General features: G+C 45.4%; 14 protein-coding genes and 1 riboswitch. Of the genes, 7 read left to right on the top strand and 7 right to left on the bottom strand.

Annotated elements, in window-relative coordinates; all coding sequences use genetic code 11:
• Positions 1 to 118: 118 nt before the first annotated feature.
• Complete coding sequence (locus GFC30_RS03990; protein ID WP_066323007.1) at positions 119 to 1,447, bottom strand: D-serine ammonia-lyase; 1,329 nt, start codon at positions 1,445 to 1,447, stop codon at positions 119 to 121.
• 117 nt (positions 1,448 to 1,564) lie between these two features.
• Here GFC30_RS03990 and GFC30_RS03985 point away from each other — a divergent pair, with 117 nt between their 5' ends.
• From GFC30_RS03985 to GFC30_RS03955, 7 genes are all read left to right on the top strand, one after another.
• Complete coding sequence (locus GFC30_RS03985) at positions 1,565 to 2,410, top strand: SPFH domain-containing protein (protein WP_066323006.1); 846 nt, start codon at positions 1,565 to 1,567, stop codon at positions 2,408 to 2,410.
• A 15-nt stretch (positions 2,411 to 2,425) separates the two neighbouring features.
• Positions 2,426 to 2,605 (top strand): type II toxin-antitoxin system antitoxin, encoded by a 180-nt coding sequence (locus tag GFC30_RS03980; protein ID WP_066323005.1) that lies wholly within the window; start codon positions 2,426 to 2,428, stop codon positions 2,603 to 2,605.
• A 128-nt stretch (positions 2,606 to 2,733) separates the two neighbouring features.
• On the top strand, positions 2,734 to 3,738 hold the full coding sequence (locus tag GFC30_RS03975) for an XdhC family protein (protein ID WP_066323004.1): 1,005 nt from the start codon (positions 2,734 to 2,736) through the stop codon (positions 3,736 to 3,738).
• Entirely contained in the window at positions 3,735 to 4,346 is a 612-nt protein-coding gene (locus GFC30_RS03970; RefSeq protein WP_066323003.1) for an NTP transferase domain-containing protein, read from the top strand. The genes GFC30_RS03975 and GFC30_RS03970 overlap by 4 nt, the downstream gene beginning before the upstream one ends.
• Entirely contained in the window at positions 4,343 to 6,667 is a 2,325-nt protein-coding gene (locus tag GFC30_RS03965) for a xanthine dehydrogenase family protein molybdopterin-binding subunit (protein WP_066323002.1), read from the top strand. The genes GFC30_RS03970 and GFC30_RS03965 overlap by 4 nt, the downstream gene beginning before the upstream one ends.
• Positions 6,654 to 7,490, top strand: coding sequence for an FAD binding domain-containing protein (locus tag GFC30_RS03960; RefSeq protein ID WP_066323001.1), 837 nt, complete (start codon positions 6,654 to 6,656; stop codon positions 7,488 to 7,490). Before GFC30_RS03965 ends, GFC30_RS03960 begins: the two co-directional genes overlap by 14 nt.
• Positions 7,487 to 7,942 (top strand): (2Fe-2S)-binding protein, encoded by a 456-nt coding sequence (locus GFC30_RS03955; RefSeq protein WP_238583542.1) that lies wholly within the window; start codon positions 7,487 to 7,489, stop codon positions 7,940 to 7,942. Before GFC30_RS03960 ends, GFC30_RS03955 begins: the two co-directional genes overlap by 4 nt.
• 184 nt (positions 7,943 to 8,126) lie before the next feature.
• Here GFC30_RS03955 and GFC30_RS03950 read toward each other — a convergent pair whose 3' ends face one another.
• From GFC30_RS03950 to GFC30_RS03925, 6 genes are all read right to left on the bottom strand, one after another.
• The gene (locus GFC30_RS03950) at positions 8,127 to 8,315 is read right to left on the bottom strand and encodes a coiled-coil domain-containing protein (RefSeq protein WP_066322999.1); all 189 of its coding nucleotides are present in this window, start codon (positions 8,313 to 8,315) and stop codon (positions 8,127 to 8,129) included.
• Complete coding sequence (thiC, locus tag GFC30_RS03945) at positions 8,293 to 10,014, bottom strand: phosphomethylpyrimidine synthase ThiC (protein ID WP_066322998.1); 1,722 nt, start codon at positions 10,012 to 10,014, stop codon at positions 8,293 to 8,295. Before thiC ends, GFC30_RS03950 begins: the two co-directional genes overlap by 23 nt.
• Before the next feature lie 120 nt (positions 10,015 to 10,134).
• Positions 10,135 to 10,249, bottom strand: a riboswitch (TPP riboswitch).
• Between the two features lie 57 nt (positions 10,250 to 10,306).
• Entirely contained in the window at positions 10,307 to 11,560 is a 1,254-nt protein-coding gene (locus tag GFC30_RS03940) for a methyl-accepting chemotaxis protein (protein WP_066322997.1), read from the bottom strand.
• A 185-nt stretch (positions 11,561 to 11,745) separates the two neighbouring features.
• Positions 11,746 to 12,186, bottom strand: coding sequence for a DUF2935 domain-containing protein (locus GFC30_RS03935; protein ID WP_066322996.1), 441 nt, complete (start codon positions 12,184 to 12,186; stop codon positions 11,746 to 11,748).
• 55 nt (positions 12,187 to 12,241) lie between these two features.
• On the bottom strand, positions 12,242 to 13,318 hold the full coding sequence (locus GFC30_RS03930) for a nitric oxide synthase oxygenase (protein ID WP_409978497.1): 1,077 nt from the start codon (positions 13,316 to 13,318) through the stop codon (positions 12,242 to 12,244).
• Between the two features lie 77 nt (positions 13,319 to 13,395).
• Positions 13,396 to 14,808, bottom strand: coding sequence for an amino acid permease (locus tag GFC30_RS03925; protein ID WP_066322994.1), 1,413 nt, complete (start codon positions 14,806 to 14,808; stop codon positions 13,396 to 13,398).
• Positions 14,809 to 14,834: the final 26 nt, after the last annotated feature.

Raw genomic sequence — 14,834 nt, 5'->3', positions numbered from 1 at the left:
CTAAAAAACTAATCGTCTATCTTCATTGTAACGGTCAGCGTTTCTCACTGTCAATGGTTTTTTGCCATATTTTAGTAAATTAATATGGTGATATGATAGTATGATAAAGGAAGAAGCTTTATTCTTTCATGGATTGTTTCCCTCGCTCGTAATACTTCTTCCACTCTTGTTCAGGAACGAGACTACCGCCAGTAGCCCAGCATAAATGGATCGCTTCGGTTATGTTTTCTGCTTGGTGATGAGAATGTGGAAACAGGGCAATAGGGCCATAAACACCGGCAAGAGCGGATGGCTCTAAGGAAAGACGTTCATTGTCATACATGAGTGCCAGTAATCGAGATAATGTTTGGTCATCGACAGTATAGATACCGCTTACTAATTGTTCTACCGTTTTTCCGACGAAGCGGGACGGTCGTCCGACCGCAAGTCCGTCTGCCTCTGTTTGATTATCAATCCCAAAATCTTGCACACTTATTTGGTCGTGAAGTCCGGTCATCATTCCGAGCAACATGCACGGGGCATGGGTCGGTTCGGCAAAAAAGCAATGGACCGCATCTCCGAATAATAACTTCAATCCAAACGTAATGCCTCCCGGTGCTCCCCCAACACCACATGGAAGGTACACAAAAAGCGGATGTTCACGGTCCACAACGATTTCTTTTTCTTCTAACTGCTTTTTCAGCCGTAACGCTGCGACCGCATAGCCAAGAAATAAATGCGCAGAATTTTCATCATCGACAAAATAGTTGTTCGGCTCTTGTGCCGCTTCCTTTCTTCCTTGTTCGACTGCCGCACTGTAATCCGCTCGATGTTCGATGACGTGAACACCGTGTTTGCGTAATAGCTCTTTTTTCCATTGTTTTGCATCACCCGACATATGTACTACTACACGAAACCCGAGTTTCGCCCCGATAATGCCGATGCTTAGCCCGAGGTTGCCCGTCGAACCAACGGTCAGCGAAAATTGGGAGAAAAACTGACGAAATGACTCGCTCGCAAAAACGGAATAATTGTCTTTGAGCGAAAGTAACCCATGCGCTAATGCCAATTGCTCCGCACGCACTAACACTTCGTACACTCCACCCCTTGCTTTTACCGAACCAGCAATCGGTAAATGGCTGTCGCACTTGAGCCACATCTTCCCCACAATCGGTGTTAGGAACATCGCCTCCATTGCTTGTTGTGCCTGCTCAATTTCGATAAGCGGTGATTCAATGATTCCGTTCGTTTCCGGAAAAGCAGTCGCAAAAAACGGTGCAAACCGACGCAATCTTGCTTCTGCTTCTAATACATCGCGTTCGCTAAACGGTAGATTGTAACTAACGTCTGCAAACGGTCGGCAGTTTGGATTTTTCCAAAACACTTCGTTTGTCGCTAAAATACGAGCGAATAGCGGATACATTTCTTTCCATTCTTCTAACGGTTTGCCGTGAATGATTTGTTCCATTTTCCTCATCTCCTTCGCCTATTAATTACACCATTTCATTGCTTTTTCCTTTTTTATTATTTACATTTTTTTCAAAATATGATATCATTACGATATAATAACGGAGGAGGAAAGAAGATGAAAGAAACGAAAGCGTGGTATGTCAATGGAGTTATTGGTGTCGTGCTCATTATTTTTTTAGTAGTTTGGGCAGCGTTGTTATTCATCCAGTACATGTCGATAGTGCTTCCAGCTGTTTTAGTCGTACTTGCGTTATTATTGGCTACAGGAATGACAATTGTTCAACCGAACCAAGCAAAAGTCGTCACCTTTTTCGGGCGCTATTTAGGAAGCATTCGCGATAGCGGGTTGTTTTTGACGATTCCGTTAACGATTCGGCAAACCGTTTCTCTTCGCGTTCGCAACTTTAACAGCACCACGCTAAAAGTGAACGACATCGAAGGAAACCCGATTGAAATCGCGGCCGTCATCGTCTTTAAAGTCGTCGACTCCGCTAAAGCCGTGTTTGATGTCGAAAGCTATGAAAAATTTGTTGCGATTCAAAGCGAAACAGCGATTCGCCATGTTGCTACGAAATATCCATATGATACGTTTGACGGGCACGAAATTACATTACGAGGAAACGCGGATATTATTTCAGACGTCTTAGCTAGCGAACTACAAGCTCGGCTCACGGTTGCTGGTGTGGAAGTGGTTGAAGCTCGGCTTAGCCACCTCGCCTACTCACCGGAAATTGCAAGCGCCATGCTTCAACGCCAGCAAGCATCCGCCATTTTAGCCGCCCGCAAAAAAATCGTGGAAGGAGCTGTTTCAATGGCGCAAATGGCCATTGAACAACTTAACAAAGAAGGAATTTTAGAGCTAGATGATGAAAGAAAAGCCAATATGGTCAATAATTTAATGGTGGCGATCGTTTCCGAGCGCGCCACTCAGCCGGTTATTAATACCGGAAGCTTATATTGATGGTTGTGGAGTGCGATGACAAACAAAAAAAGCTTTCCGTTGCGAATTGACCCTGCATTATACGAAGTAATTGCCCGCTGGGCGCAAGACGAATTCCGCAGTGTCAATGCCCATATCGAATTTTTGTTGCGCGAAGCCGCCCGCAAAGAAGGACGGCTGAAAAAAGACAAGAATAAATCCAACGAAACAACATAACCCCTTGTTCGATACGAACAAGGGGTTTTCTATTGCTCACGTGAATAACTTCACAAAATTGTAACATTCCCATCTTCATATACATATTGCAAAAAAGTCGTTAATACAATACGAATGGAGGGAAAACAATGGAATATCATTTATTGGAAGTAGTTGACCGTTGGGATTGGCGTGTTCTAGCAACGATTATTCGTGTCGAAGGCTCTTCGTATCAAAAAGAAGGAACATGTATGCTATTCGGGGAAAATGGAACGCAAATGGGGATATTAAGCGGCGGTTGTTTAGAAGAAGATTTAGCCGCGAAAGCAGACGATGTATGGCGGACTAAAGCCGCAACCGTCGTTGTTTATGACTTAACACAAGAAGATGATTTTTCTTGGGGGCAAGTAGGATGCAACGGAACGATTCGCGTGTTGTTGCAGCCGCTTACTACATCGTTTCGTGCCCATTTACTCGCCGTGAAAGCATGTCTTGACCGCGGAGAGCATGTTGTCTTTGCTAGACTAATTGAAGAAGCACAAATAAAGCAACCGTGGCTATTCGTCACCGAAAGCGGGCAAACGTTTGGTGAGCTTTCAGAAATTCATGATGAACTTATTAACATTTTGCAAACGATCCCATCTTTTTCGACTGCTAACGGCATCCGCTCGATTGGTGAACGCTCTATTTATGTCCACCATTTTTGGCCAAAGCCTCGTCTTATTTTGTTCGGAGCAACCCCAGATGCACGCCCACTTGCTTCTTTCGCCCATCAACTCGGATTTCGGGTCATCGTTGTCGATTGGCGACCAGCCTATGGTGATGCACAATATTTTCCGTTCGCTGAAATAAAGCATGGATTTCCACGGGAGGTAATCCCAACACTTTCTCTTCACGAACGAGATTTCGTTGTCGTCATGACCCATCATTTTCAGCGCGACCAAGAAATTTTAGCCTTGCTGCGTGACAAGCCGCTTTATTATCTTGGAGTTTTAGGTTCGAAAGCTCGTACCGCTAGATTGTTTGGTGGCCATATCCCTTCGACTATTCGCTCGCCGGTCGGGCATGCGATTGGTGCACGCAGTCCAGAGGAAATTGCGATTAGCATCGTCGCTGAAATGATCGAGGCTTTACGAAAAGGGGGAAAAAGATGATCACCGTCGGCATTTATTTAGCCGCCGGAAACAGCACACGAATGGGAACGGACAAACGGGCACTTCCATTCGCTGACTCTTTCCTCGGCTCAATTGCGTTGCAAGCCGCTCTCTTTTCTTTTCTTTCGACTGTTTTTCTTATCGTGCCGCCAAACGATCCGCTCGATTGGGTAGCATTTCCGTTATTGCAACACGAAAAAATCGCGATTATTCATTGTCCTTCCACTACTCAATCTTCTTCGCTACAATGCGGCGTTCGCAAAGCCATTTACCAAAAAGCAGATGCGGCTGTCATTTTATTAGCCGATCAACCGTTTGTCCGAAAGGAAACGATTAACGAACTCATCGCTCACTTTACTCAAACGCATACTGATTATGTGGCATTTGCCAATAACAGCATACCGTTCCCTCCCGTTTTATTTAGTGCATCCGTCTTTCCTTCACTCCTGAACATCCAGGGCGACGAAGGAGCCCGGCAGCTAATTCGCCAAAAACATTGGAATGGAACATTGCTCCACGCTGACGACAATCGCCTTTTTTTCGATATTGACACCATGGAAGAGTACAAACAGGCACTTAAGTACTGGGAAAAAGGGGGACTACGATGATCGGAAAAAGCGTCATTCGAAAAGAAGCATGGGAAAAAGTAACAGGAAAAGCAAAATATACGCTCGATATTGTTAGCGATGGAACGTTGCATGCAAAGCTTGTCACAAGTCCATACGCCCACGCTCGTATTCTCGAAATTCGCACCGAAAAAGCGTACACTATCCCCGGGGTACGCGCTATCCTCACAGGTGAAGGGCTGCCATTAACAGGAGAAGATTTGCGCGATCGCCCACCAATCGCATGGGAAAAAGTTCGTTACCACGGTGAAGTCGTTGCCGTAGTAGTGGCAGATACACTTGTGCAAGCAGAACAAGCAGCACAACATCTTTCGATTACTTATGAGCCACTCCGTGTCGTCGGTTCACCGAAAGAAGCGCTAAATGAAGGAGCTCCCCTTCTTCATGAACACTTAGCAACCTACCAAAAAGAAAAATATACGTATCCCGAACCAGGCACAAACATTGCCCACCGTACAAAAATTCGCAAAGGATCGATGGAAAAAGGATGGGCGGAAAGTGAGGTGATTGTTGAGGCAAGCTTTTCGTTTTCCCCTTCCGACCATGCCGCGATGGAAACGCGATGTGCAACCGCTGAAATTCAGGCAGATGGAACGATTGTCATAACAGCTTCGACACAAGCGCCATTTATGATTAAGCGGCTCATTAGTGAATATTTCGGGGAAGAAGTGGGTAAAGTGGTCGTTCATACCCCGTTCGTCGGCGGAGCGTACGGCGGAAAAGCGCCTGTCCAGCTAGAGCTGCTCGCTTATCTTGCTGCGAAAGCAGTTGGGGGGAAAAAGGTAAGCGTATGGAATACACGTGAACAAGACATGGTCACTTCGCCTGTTCATATCGGGATGGAAGCAACGGTCAAACTAGGTGCGACGAAAGATGGAAAAATAACAGCAGCCGAAATATTATTTTTATTTGACGGTGGGGCATACTCCGACAAGGCGATTGATGTGACCCGAGCAGCGGCTGCGGATTGCACTGGTCCATATCGCATTGACAACGTATGGTGCGACTCGTTATGCGTCTATACCAATCATCCGTACGCTTCTCCGTTTCGCAGCTTCGGCCATTGTGAACAAGCATTTGCCGTTGAGAGGACAATCGATTTGCTAGCGGAAAAATTACAAATGGACAAATTAGCGATTCGCCAAAGAAATGCCATTCTTCCTGGCGATACTACTCCGACGCAAGTCGTGCTCAATAAAAGCAATGTCGGCAACTTACCTGCTTGTATCGCTCGAGTACATGAACTAATCGAATGGGACGACTGGCAACGTATCGAGATCAACTCCCGCCTCGTACGAGCTAAAGGTGTTAGCTGCAGCTGGAAAACGTCTACCATTGACACAGACGCTAGCTCGGGCGCCATCATTACTTTTAACACTGACGGAAGCGTAAACCTTATTACTGGCGTTGTCGAAATCGGAACAGGGACAAAAACCGTCTTAGCGCAAATCCTTGCCGAAAAATTAAAAATGGACATTAACGATATTCATGTCAAAATGGACATTGATACGCAAACGACACCAGAGCATTGGAAAACGGTCGCAAGCCGTGGCACGTTTATGGCTGGCCGCGCTGTCTTATCCGCAGCGGACGACGTCATTCATCAGCTGAAAGCCATCGCTGCTTGCGTTCTCCGCGTTTCTAGCGAAGATTTAGAAGTCGGCTACGGAAACGTCTTTTTACGCGACAATCCAAGCGTTTATATACCGATAAAAGAAATCGCCTACGGCTACAAATACCCGAACGGAAACGCCATTGGGGGACAAATTATTGGGCATGGGCATTATATTTTACGCCACTTAACCCCGCTTGACAAAGAAACAGGCGAAGGAAAACCTGGTCCAGAATGGACGGTATGTGCGCATGCCGTCGAAGTAGAGTTCGATAAACGTGACTATACGTATCGCATTATAAAAGCTGTTTCGGTTATTGATATTGGAAAAGTGCTGAATGAAAAAGCTGCGCTTGGGCAAGTGATGGGAGCAATGAGCATGGGATTAAGTTTTGCTAGCAGGGAAACGTTTTTGTTTGACCGATTTGAACGAGTGCTAAACGCGCAATTTCGAACGTACCGCCCGCTTCGATTTGGCGAACATCCAGAGTACATCGCTGATTTCGTCTATACCCCACAAATTGATGCGCCATATGGCTCTCGCGGTGTCGGGGAACATGGATTAATTGGGATGCCAGCTGCCTTAGCGAACGCCTTATCAACCGCCGCTGAAGTTCCGCTTAACCAACTACCGCTTCTTCCAGAGCTGATTTGGCGGATAAAGGAAGGGTGGTTTGATGATTCCGTTTGATATCGCATACTATCGCCCGTCTACGATTGAAGATGCAGTACAACTATTTTCTTCCCTCGAAGCCGATGGAAAGCGCCCTCTTTATTACGGCGGCGGCACCGAGTTTATTACGTTAGCACGCCTATGGAGGACATTTGCCGATGCGGTCATTGACGTTAAACACCTTCCTGAATGCCGCACGCTTTCCATAGCAGCGGATGAGTTGACGTTCGGCGCAGCCGTTTCGCTTACTGCAATTGAAGAAGCAAATTTGTTTCCGCTATTGACAAAAGCCGCGCGGGAAGTTGCAGATCGAACCGCGCGCAACCAAATTACACTTGGCGGCAATATTTGTGGACAGATTTTTTACCGTGAAACCGTCCTTCCTATCTTGCTTGCCGATAGTCGAGTTGTCATCGCTGGAAAAGAAGGAATAAATGAACGGTCAATTCATGAGGTGTTCCAGCAATACATGCGCCTTTCTCCCTCTGAATTTCTCGTTCAAGTAAAAGTCGATGCCACATACAGCAAACTACCATACGCTCATACAAAGCGGCGGCAACAAGGAAATACTGGGTATCCACTCGTAACGGTCGCTGCATTGAAAAAGGACGGGAAGCTTCGCGTTGCCTTTAGCGGCGTCTGTCCGTTTCCGTTTCGCTCGTTGGAAATAGAAGATCAGCTAAACAGAAAGATACCTCTTGATGTTCGCATCGCTAGTGCGATCGAAGCACTTCCATTTCCGGTGCTTGATGATATCGAAGGGTCGGCAAAATACCGTTTGTTTGTGCTACGGCATGCGCTTTTGGACGTCATTACCGAGCTAGAAGGGGAATGTTCATGAAATACGAAGTCATTTTGCATATTAACGGTGAGCAACGATCGGCGGTCATTCGCCAAGCAGATACGTTATTAATCGTGCTTCGCCATTTAGGGTTAACCGGTGCAAAGCCTGGTTGTTTAAACGGAGATTGTGGTGCGTGTACGGTCCTTGTGAACGATACGCCAATAAAATCATGCATGATGTTAGCGATAGAAACGGTTGGGCAAGCGATTACAACGATTGAAGGGCTGCATGATACTGCCATTCAGCGCGCTTTCGTCGAGCAGTTTGCGTTTCAGTGCGGCTATTGTACGCCAGGATTTGTGATGAACGCTTACGCTTTAACAACACAAAAGCCAGACGCAGACGAGGAAACGATCCGAAAATGGCTGGAATCCAACATTTGTCGCTGCACAAGCTACCATGAAATTGAGCAGGCGGTTCGTTCTGTTCTCGCACAAAAGAAGCGATAAGTCCGTGAGCAAATATTACTCGCCGTCCCAAGACGAAAATAGACATTTTATCGGATGGGGGTTTTCATAGAAAACGTCGATGAGCAAGTGTTGCTCCCCATCCAAGTGAGAAAATACATGCTCATCGATTGGTTATTTTCATAGAAAAGAGGAGCCAACAAAGGCGTCCTCTTTTTTAAGCAGTTTAGTAGTACATGCTTTCCGTATACCCACATTTCACACATTTGCGCATGATGGGCGTTTCAGAAAAGATATGCTGGCATTTTGCTTGAATGTCTGCGAGTTGTTGCTCTAATTGTGCGATTCGGGCTTTTAGATGACTGATTTCTTCTTTTAACGCAGCAACGGTTTCATTGGTAAAGGGCTGAGCCATTGTCGACAAACTCCTTCGCTTTTTGTTTCATCCCTTCTTCTTTAACCGCCTTTTGCAACTCGTGGGAAATTTTCATGGAGCAAAACTTCGGCCCGCACATGGAACAAAAGTGAGCGATTTTTGCTCCTTCAGCAGGCAGCGTTTCATCATGGTATTCCCGCGCTCGTTCTGGGTCAAGAGAGAGATTAAATTGATCGTGCCAGCGGAATTCAAAACGCGCTTTCGACAATGCATCATCGCGCAATTGCGCCCCTGGATGCCCTTTTGCTAAATCGGCGGCATGGGCAGCAATTTTATACGCAATAACCCCTTGTCGCACGTCTTCTTTATTCGGCAGTCCTAAATGTTCTTTCGGTGTAACGTAACAAAGCATCGATGTTCCAAACCAACCGATCATCGCGGCACCGATTGCCGATGTAATATGATCGTATCCTGGCGCAATATCGGTCGTGAGCGGGCCTAACGTATAGAACGGTGCCCCTTGGCAAATGTCGATTTGTTTGTCAACATTTTCTTTAATTTTGTGCATCGGCACATGACCAGGACCTTCAATCATCACTTGCACATCGTGCTTCCATGCAATTTTCGTCAATTCTCCGAGCGTTTCTAATTCCGCAAACTGCGCTTCATCGTTTGCATCGGCAATCGAGCCAGGTCGCAATCCATCCCCTAATGAAACAGCGATGTCATAGGCTTTTAAAATCTCGCAAATTTCTTCAAAATGCGTGTATAGGAAGTTTTCTTCGTGATGTGCTAAACACCATTGCGCCATAATCGAGCCACCACGCGAAACGATGCCGGTCGTCCGATTAACCGTCAACGGAATATAACGAAGCAAGACACCTGCATGAATGGTAAAATAGTCGACCCCTTGTTCCGCCTGCTCAATGAGCGTATCGCGGTAAATTTCCCACGTCAAATCTTCGACAACGCCATTGACCTTTTCCAATGCTTGATAAATTGGCACCGTCCCGACAGGAACTGGCGAGTTGCGAATAATAAATTCCCGTGTGGCATGAATGTTTTTTCCTGTCGATAAATCCATAATCGTATCAGCGCCCCAACGGACTGCCCACAACATTTTTTCCACTTCTTCCTCAATCGACGACGTAACCGCCGAGTTGCCGATGTTCGCGTTAATTTTGACATGGAATCGGCTGCCGATAATCATCGGTTCACTCTCTGGGTGATTTATGTTCGATGGAATAATCGCTCGCCCCGCTGCCACTTCTTGGCGAACGATTTCCGGATCGATTTGTTCGCGAAGGGCAACAAATTCCATCTCCGGTGTAATAATGCCTTTTTTGGCGTAATGCATTTGCGTGACTACTTGCCCTTTTTTCGCTCGAAGCGGCTTGCGAGCAAACGGCGGAACGATTTCTGGCTGTTTTCCGCTACGAAGGCCGTTATCTTCCGGTTTTACCGGTCTCCCTTCGTACTCCTCCACGTCGCCCCGCTCTAAAATCCAACGTTTACGCAATTCTGGCAATCCTTTATGAATGTCTGGTTGAAACTGCGGATCCGTATACGGCCCGCTGGTGTCGTAGACGCGAACAGGGGCGTTTTCAAATGTACCTGTTTCCGTTCTCGTCGGACCCAATGTAATTTCTCGCATCGGCACGCGAATATCCGGACGCGATCCTTCCACATACACTTTTTTGCTTGCCGGAAACGGCATAGAAGATAAAACGTTTTGCATGCAACTTCCTCCTCTTTTTTTGATTTGATCCGAAGTTACACCAAAACGTATGGAGAAATAAAATCGGGTTCTCTTATAAAGAGAACCCGATGGAATGTATAAATAGCGTAAAGTATATACTACTCTCACTATCTACTTCCCTACGCTGGTATAACCCAGATCAGGTTCAAAGGGTCAAAGAACTTTCGCGCGTTCTTCTCTCAGTCCAAGCTATTGGACTCCCCTAGTAGATCAAACATGAATTTATTTTTTCTAAAATTCTAGCATATTTATTCAAAGTTGTAAACGCTTTTTATGCTCGAAATCCCTGCATAAGCCGTTGCATATCTTCCGCCATTTTACGGAGCGAGGAAGCAGAAGAAGCGATTTCTTCCATGGATGCCATCTGCTCTTCAGTAGCTGCGGAGATGTTTGTAGAGCCTGCCGATGCCTGTTCTACAATGGTAATGATTTGTTCCACCGAGGTAGCTACTTGTTGAGCGCTTTTTGTCATTTGCTGAATGACGGAAGAAACGTGTTCCATTTGTTCATTGACGCTGTTGATCGATTGGCGAATTTGTTCAAATGATAGACCGGCAGTTTGCACGGCATGAAGCCCTTCGGATACTTCGCCAACGACCGTTTCTGTCGAGCGAATCGCCTGTTCTGTTTCTTTCTGAATGTCGCCGATTAGTTGGGTAATCTGCTGAGCAGATTGAGCAGATTGCTCAGCGAGTTTCCGTACTTCATCCGCAACGACAGCGAACCCTTTCCCTTGTTCCCCTGCTCGTGCCGCTTCAATGGCTGCGTTCAATGCCAACAAGTTCGTTTGTGAAGCAATGCCGGTGATGACTTGCGTAATTTGCCCGATTTCGTTCGAACGCTCCCCTAATCCTTTCACAACTTGTCCGAGCGTTTGCACGTGCGCATGAATAAATTTCATTTGTTCTTCCATTTGTTCAATGGATTGCTTCCCTGTCGTTGCTTTCACTAACGTTTCCCCTGTATTTGCTGATACACGCTCCGTATTGGTTGCAACATTCATCAGCGAATGGGAAATGTCATTCATCGATCGAGATGTTTCTTGTACCATTTTTACTTGCTGCTCAGCGTGCAAGGCGATATCTTCCATCGTTGTTGCAATTTGCTCGGTTGCTTTTGTCGTTTGTTCGGCAATGTACGAAAGCTGTTCAGAAAAATGCGCCATCTCATCCGAATGGCGTTTCATGTTGCCCATCATTTCTCCCCATGTTTCCGCCATGTCGTTTATACAAATGGCGATCGGTTTTAACTCCCTTACACGTTCAAACGGAACGCGTGTTAATAAATCACCGTCCGTCATTTTTTGCAAATGTTCGTTAATGACAGCGATTGGTGCGACAAAGCGGCGATAGTTTATCGTCGCCGATAATGTCCCAAGAATCATACCGAGCAATACAGTTGCTCCCATTGTCCACCAAAAAGCAAGCCCATTCACCCTATTTCCGATGCACACTCCTAAACCAATGAGTACCGTCCCTGGAATGACGACTACTAGTGTACGAATAATGTAACTCGACAGCGACACTTTTTCCCCCTCCAAATTTTCCGTAAATTAAGAATTTATTTTTTATTATATCATTTCCTTGAAGAAAGGAAAGAGAATTTTTATTATAATATACTGTTAAAAAACGATATAATAAAACATACAAAGGTCCTATCTTTCTTTTTTTGTTTTGTAAGTATAGTTTTAAACAAGAAATGCCTACCCTGTTATGAGTAGGCATCTTGCTTTCTGTACAACAGCACTTGGGCAATACCGACAAAGTATTCCGATTCGCGAATAATGTGGTTTAAGACGACGTTCGCAGTTTTATTTTGCCGAACAGCAACGCTGGCAGTTTTCAGTTGCTGGCACAACTGAATAAATGCCAGGCTCTGTTGCAAACAAAATGACACTAAATGTAACACTTGCTGATACAGTTCGTTAGGTAAATATGCCCCCGCGCGAACAACGGATTCGATATAGCGGACGATTTGTTGATGAGTAGCTGACAATGCCTCTTCCCACTTTTGCAGCGCCTCAACAAACGGTTGCTCTAATCCGACCACAAGCTCGCGAATGACAACGGTATGTTCTTCCTCTTGGTGTTTCCAAAACTCCGCCTCATCTAAAATACGAAGCGGCATTTGTTGACCATAATAAAATTGCATACACATCCCCCCAATTTAATATATGGGGAGAAAAGTGCAACTATGATGGAAATCGTTATTCGTACGGTCGCTTTTGATAAAAGAAGTTCGGTGTAATGATCGTATTGTCATAATTTTTATGAAAAATATGTGTCGTCGCTGGCGAAACGGGAGGAATAAGCCATGTCCAATCGCCGGTGACGCGCCGACCAGCTTCTTGTTCTTTTTGCTCGAATAACTTAAACTGCTGCGCTGCTGTATGGTGATCGACGATGCTAACACCTGCTTTTTTGAAAGAATGAAGAACCGCTACATTCAGTTCAATTAACGCTTTATCTTTCCAAAGGGTTGCGTTTGTACTCATATCCAATCCCATACACGAAGAAATTTTTGGAAGCATGTTGTAACGGTAATCATCTGCTAAATTGCGAGCGCCAATTTCCGTTTCCATATACCAACCGTTAAAAGGAGCAGCCATATAATGAATACCGCCAATTTCTAAACACATATCCGAAATAATCGGCACCGCATACCATTTCAGCTGCAAGTCTTGAAACCACACAAGCTCTGGATGCTTGATCGGAACTTCTAGCACAATCTCGCGTGGGATGTTAAACCATTTTGGTCGTCGCTCCTTTTGTTGAACGACAAGGGGCAACAAATCAAAATTCGTTCGTTCTCCTTTCCACCCCATCTGTTCGCATGCTTTTGTAAAAGAAATGGAAGAAGAATCACCGATTACCCCATGTTCTGTTTCATACCCCGCATAACGGATGAGTTGGTGGTTCCAAATGCGTACATCTCCATTCGGCTTAAACACTGTAATTGTTGGGCGAATTTTTCCGCCATTTGTCGCAAATTCAATATGACGAAATAAATGGGTTACTATGTCTTCCTCTGTTTCAGCGTTCCGTGCATCAAACACATGTAACGTTTGCCAAAATAAGCGGCCAATGCAACGGTTACTATGGCGCCACGCCATTTTGGCGCCGTGTTCCAATTCTTCATATGTATGAGTATACGTACCGGTAAGGACAATCTCTCGCTCAATCTCCGCAAGACGATGTTCCGTATCCATCTCATTTTTCCCTAGTTCTTGATAACATATGCGAATAAACGCTTCAGCTTCATTCCATAACGGTTGTTTCTCCAATACACGCCCTCCCTTTTTGTTTTCCTCCACCATTGTACCAAAAAAACAGGCTCCTTGTCCGGAAGCCTGTTTTGTCCTCACATTCTCTCAATTTCTATTTTGGAAGTCATTCGTTGTTCTGTTGTTCGGTGTTTTGCGACAAGATGGTAATAAATATAGCAAGCAAGCATAAATGGAATGCCGCAATAAAGCGCCATGCGCTGCTCTGGGATAAACGCAAGACTAACAATAATCAGCGTATTCAACGCAAGCGCTAAAAGTGGGACGAATGGATAAAGCGGTGTTTTATATTTTAAATCGCGAACAGCGCCACCTTGTTTTAAAAACGCTTTTCTTCCCAAGTAGTTAGATAGCGCGATGGATGCCCATACTGTTACCGCACCAAACCCTGCAATGGACAAAAGCCATAAATAGACCGTATCTTCTGCGTAAATGCCGCTTAATAAAGAAAGACAGCCGATGAGCATACTAGCGATTAGCGCGTTGAGCGGTACCCCATTTTTCGACAGCTTGCTGAACATAGGGCTCACCATCCCTTGACGCGACATTGACCAAAGCACGCGAGAAGTAGCGTACAAGCCTGAATTGGCGACAGAAAGAACAGCTGTAATAATGACGAAGTTTACAATGTCGGCTGCATATGGGATGCCGATGCTGTCAAATACAACAACAAATGGACTTTCTACTAAGCCCGCTTTTTCCCACGGGAAAAGACCTGCTAGCACAAAAATGGCTAATACAAAAAAGAGCAAAATGCGCCAAACAGTATTGTTAATCGCTTTCGGCACCGTTTTTTCCGGATTTTCACTCTCTCCTGCCGCTACACCGACAAGCTCTGTTCCTTGGAAGGAGAAGTTTACGCCAATCATCGTCACTAAAATGGCCGCAATGCCATTCGGAAACAATCCCCCATGGTCTGTAAAGTTAGAAAACATCGGAGCGGGCTTCCCACCTTTCATTTCTAGGAAACCAAACATCGCTGCTCCACCTAAAATAATAAACGCAATAATTGTTAATACTTTAATGCTAGAAAACCAAAACTCTACTTCGGCAAAGCTCCTTGTCGAAAGTGCGTTAATGGAAAATAGCACAACCGCAAAAACAACGCACCAAATCCAAGAAGGAACGTCTGGAAACCACCGTTTCATTAAAATACTCACTGTTAAAAGCTCCAGCCCTACTGTCACCGACCAGTTTAGCCATGAAAGCCAGCCGATGACATATCCTGCGGAAGGCGAAATATATTTTGTTGCATACGTTTGATACGAACCTGCATCTGGCAAGGAAACTGCTAATTCTCCTAGACAAAGCATCGTCAAATACATGACAAATCCACCGAATAAGTAAGCAACAAGCGCTCCCCCCGGTCCCGCTTCATGGATTGTGTACCCTGAACCTAAAAACAACCCTGTTCCGATGACACCGCCAAGTGCAATCATAAATAAATGTCTACTTTTTAACTCTCGCTTTAACCCTTGTGATGGCTGCATATCCCTTCCTCCCCTTTGTTATCATT

It is taken from the genome of Anoxybacillus amylolyticus (assembly GCF_001634285.1).
In the GTDB taxonomy this organism is placed as follows: domain Bacteria; phylum Bacillota; class Bacilli; order Bacillales; family Anoxybacillaceae; genus Anoxybacteroides; species Anoxybacteroides amylolyticum.
The sequence above is the reverse complement of the archived record's forward strand: the minus strand, read 5'-3'. Positions and strand labels throughout refer to the sequence as shown.

What these genes read in the sequence shown, in the direction of transcription:
- GFC30_RS03990 (WP_066323007.1), bottom strand. Translation starts at nt 1,447, where the DNA reads ATGGAACAAATCATTCACGGCAAACCGTTAGAAGAATGGAAAGAAATG.
- GFC30_RS03985 (WP_066323006.1), top strand. Translation starts at nt 1,565, where the DNA reads ATGAAAGAAACGAAAGCGTGGTATGTCAATGGAGTTATTGGTGTCGTG.
- GFC30_RS03980 (WP_066323005.1), top strand. Translation starts at nt 2,426, where the DNA reads ATGACAAACAAAAAAAGCTTTCCGTTGCGAATTGACCCTGCATTATAC.
- GFC30_RS03975 (WP_066323004.1), top strand. Translation starts at nt 2,734, where the DNA reads ATGGAATATCATTTATTGGAAGTAGTTGACCGTTGGGATTGGCGTGTT.
- GFC30_RS03970 (WP_066323003.1), top strand. Translation starts at nt 3,735, where the DNA reads ATGATCACCGTCGGCATTTATTTAGCCGCCGGAAACAGCACACGAATG.
- GFC30_RS03965 (WP_066323002.1), top strand. Translation starts at nt 4,343, where the DNA reads ATGATCGGAAAAAGCGTCATTCGAAAAGAAGCATGGGAAAAAGTAACA.
- GFC30_RS03960 (WP_066323001.1), top strand. Translation starts at nt 6,654, where the DNA reads ATGATTCCGTTTGATATCGCATACTATCGCCCGTCTACGATTGAAGAT.
- GFC30_RS03955 (WP_238583542.1), top strand. Translation starts at nt 7,487, where the DNA reads ATGAAATACGAAGTCATTTTGCATATTAACGGTGAGCAACGATCGGCG.
- GFC30_RS03950 (WP_066322999.1), bottom strand. Translation starts at nt 8,315, where the DNA reads ATGGCTCAGCCCTTTACCAATGAAACCGTTGCTGCGTTAAAAGAAGAA.
- thiC (WP_066322998.1), bottom strand. Translation starts at nt 10,014, where the DNA reads ATGCAAAACGTTTTATCTTCTATGCCGTTTCCGGCAAGCAAAAAAGTG.
- GFC30_RS03935 (WP_066322996.1), bottom strand. Translation starts at nt 12,186, where the DNA reads ATGCAATTTTATTATGGTCAACAAATGCCGCTTCGTATTTTAGATGAG.
- GFC30_RS03925 (WP_066322994.1), bottom strand. Translation starts at nt 14,808, where the DNA reads ATGCAGCCATCACAAGGGTTAAAGCGAGAGTTAAAAAGTAGACATTTA.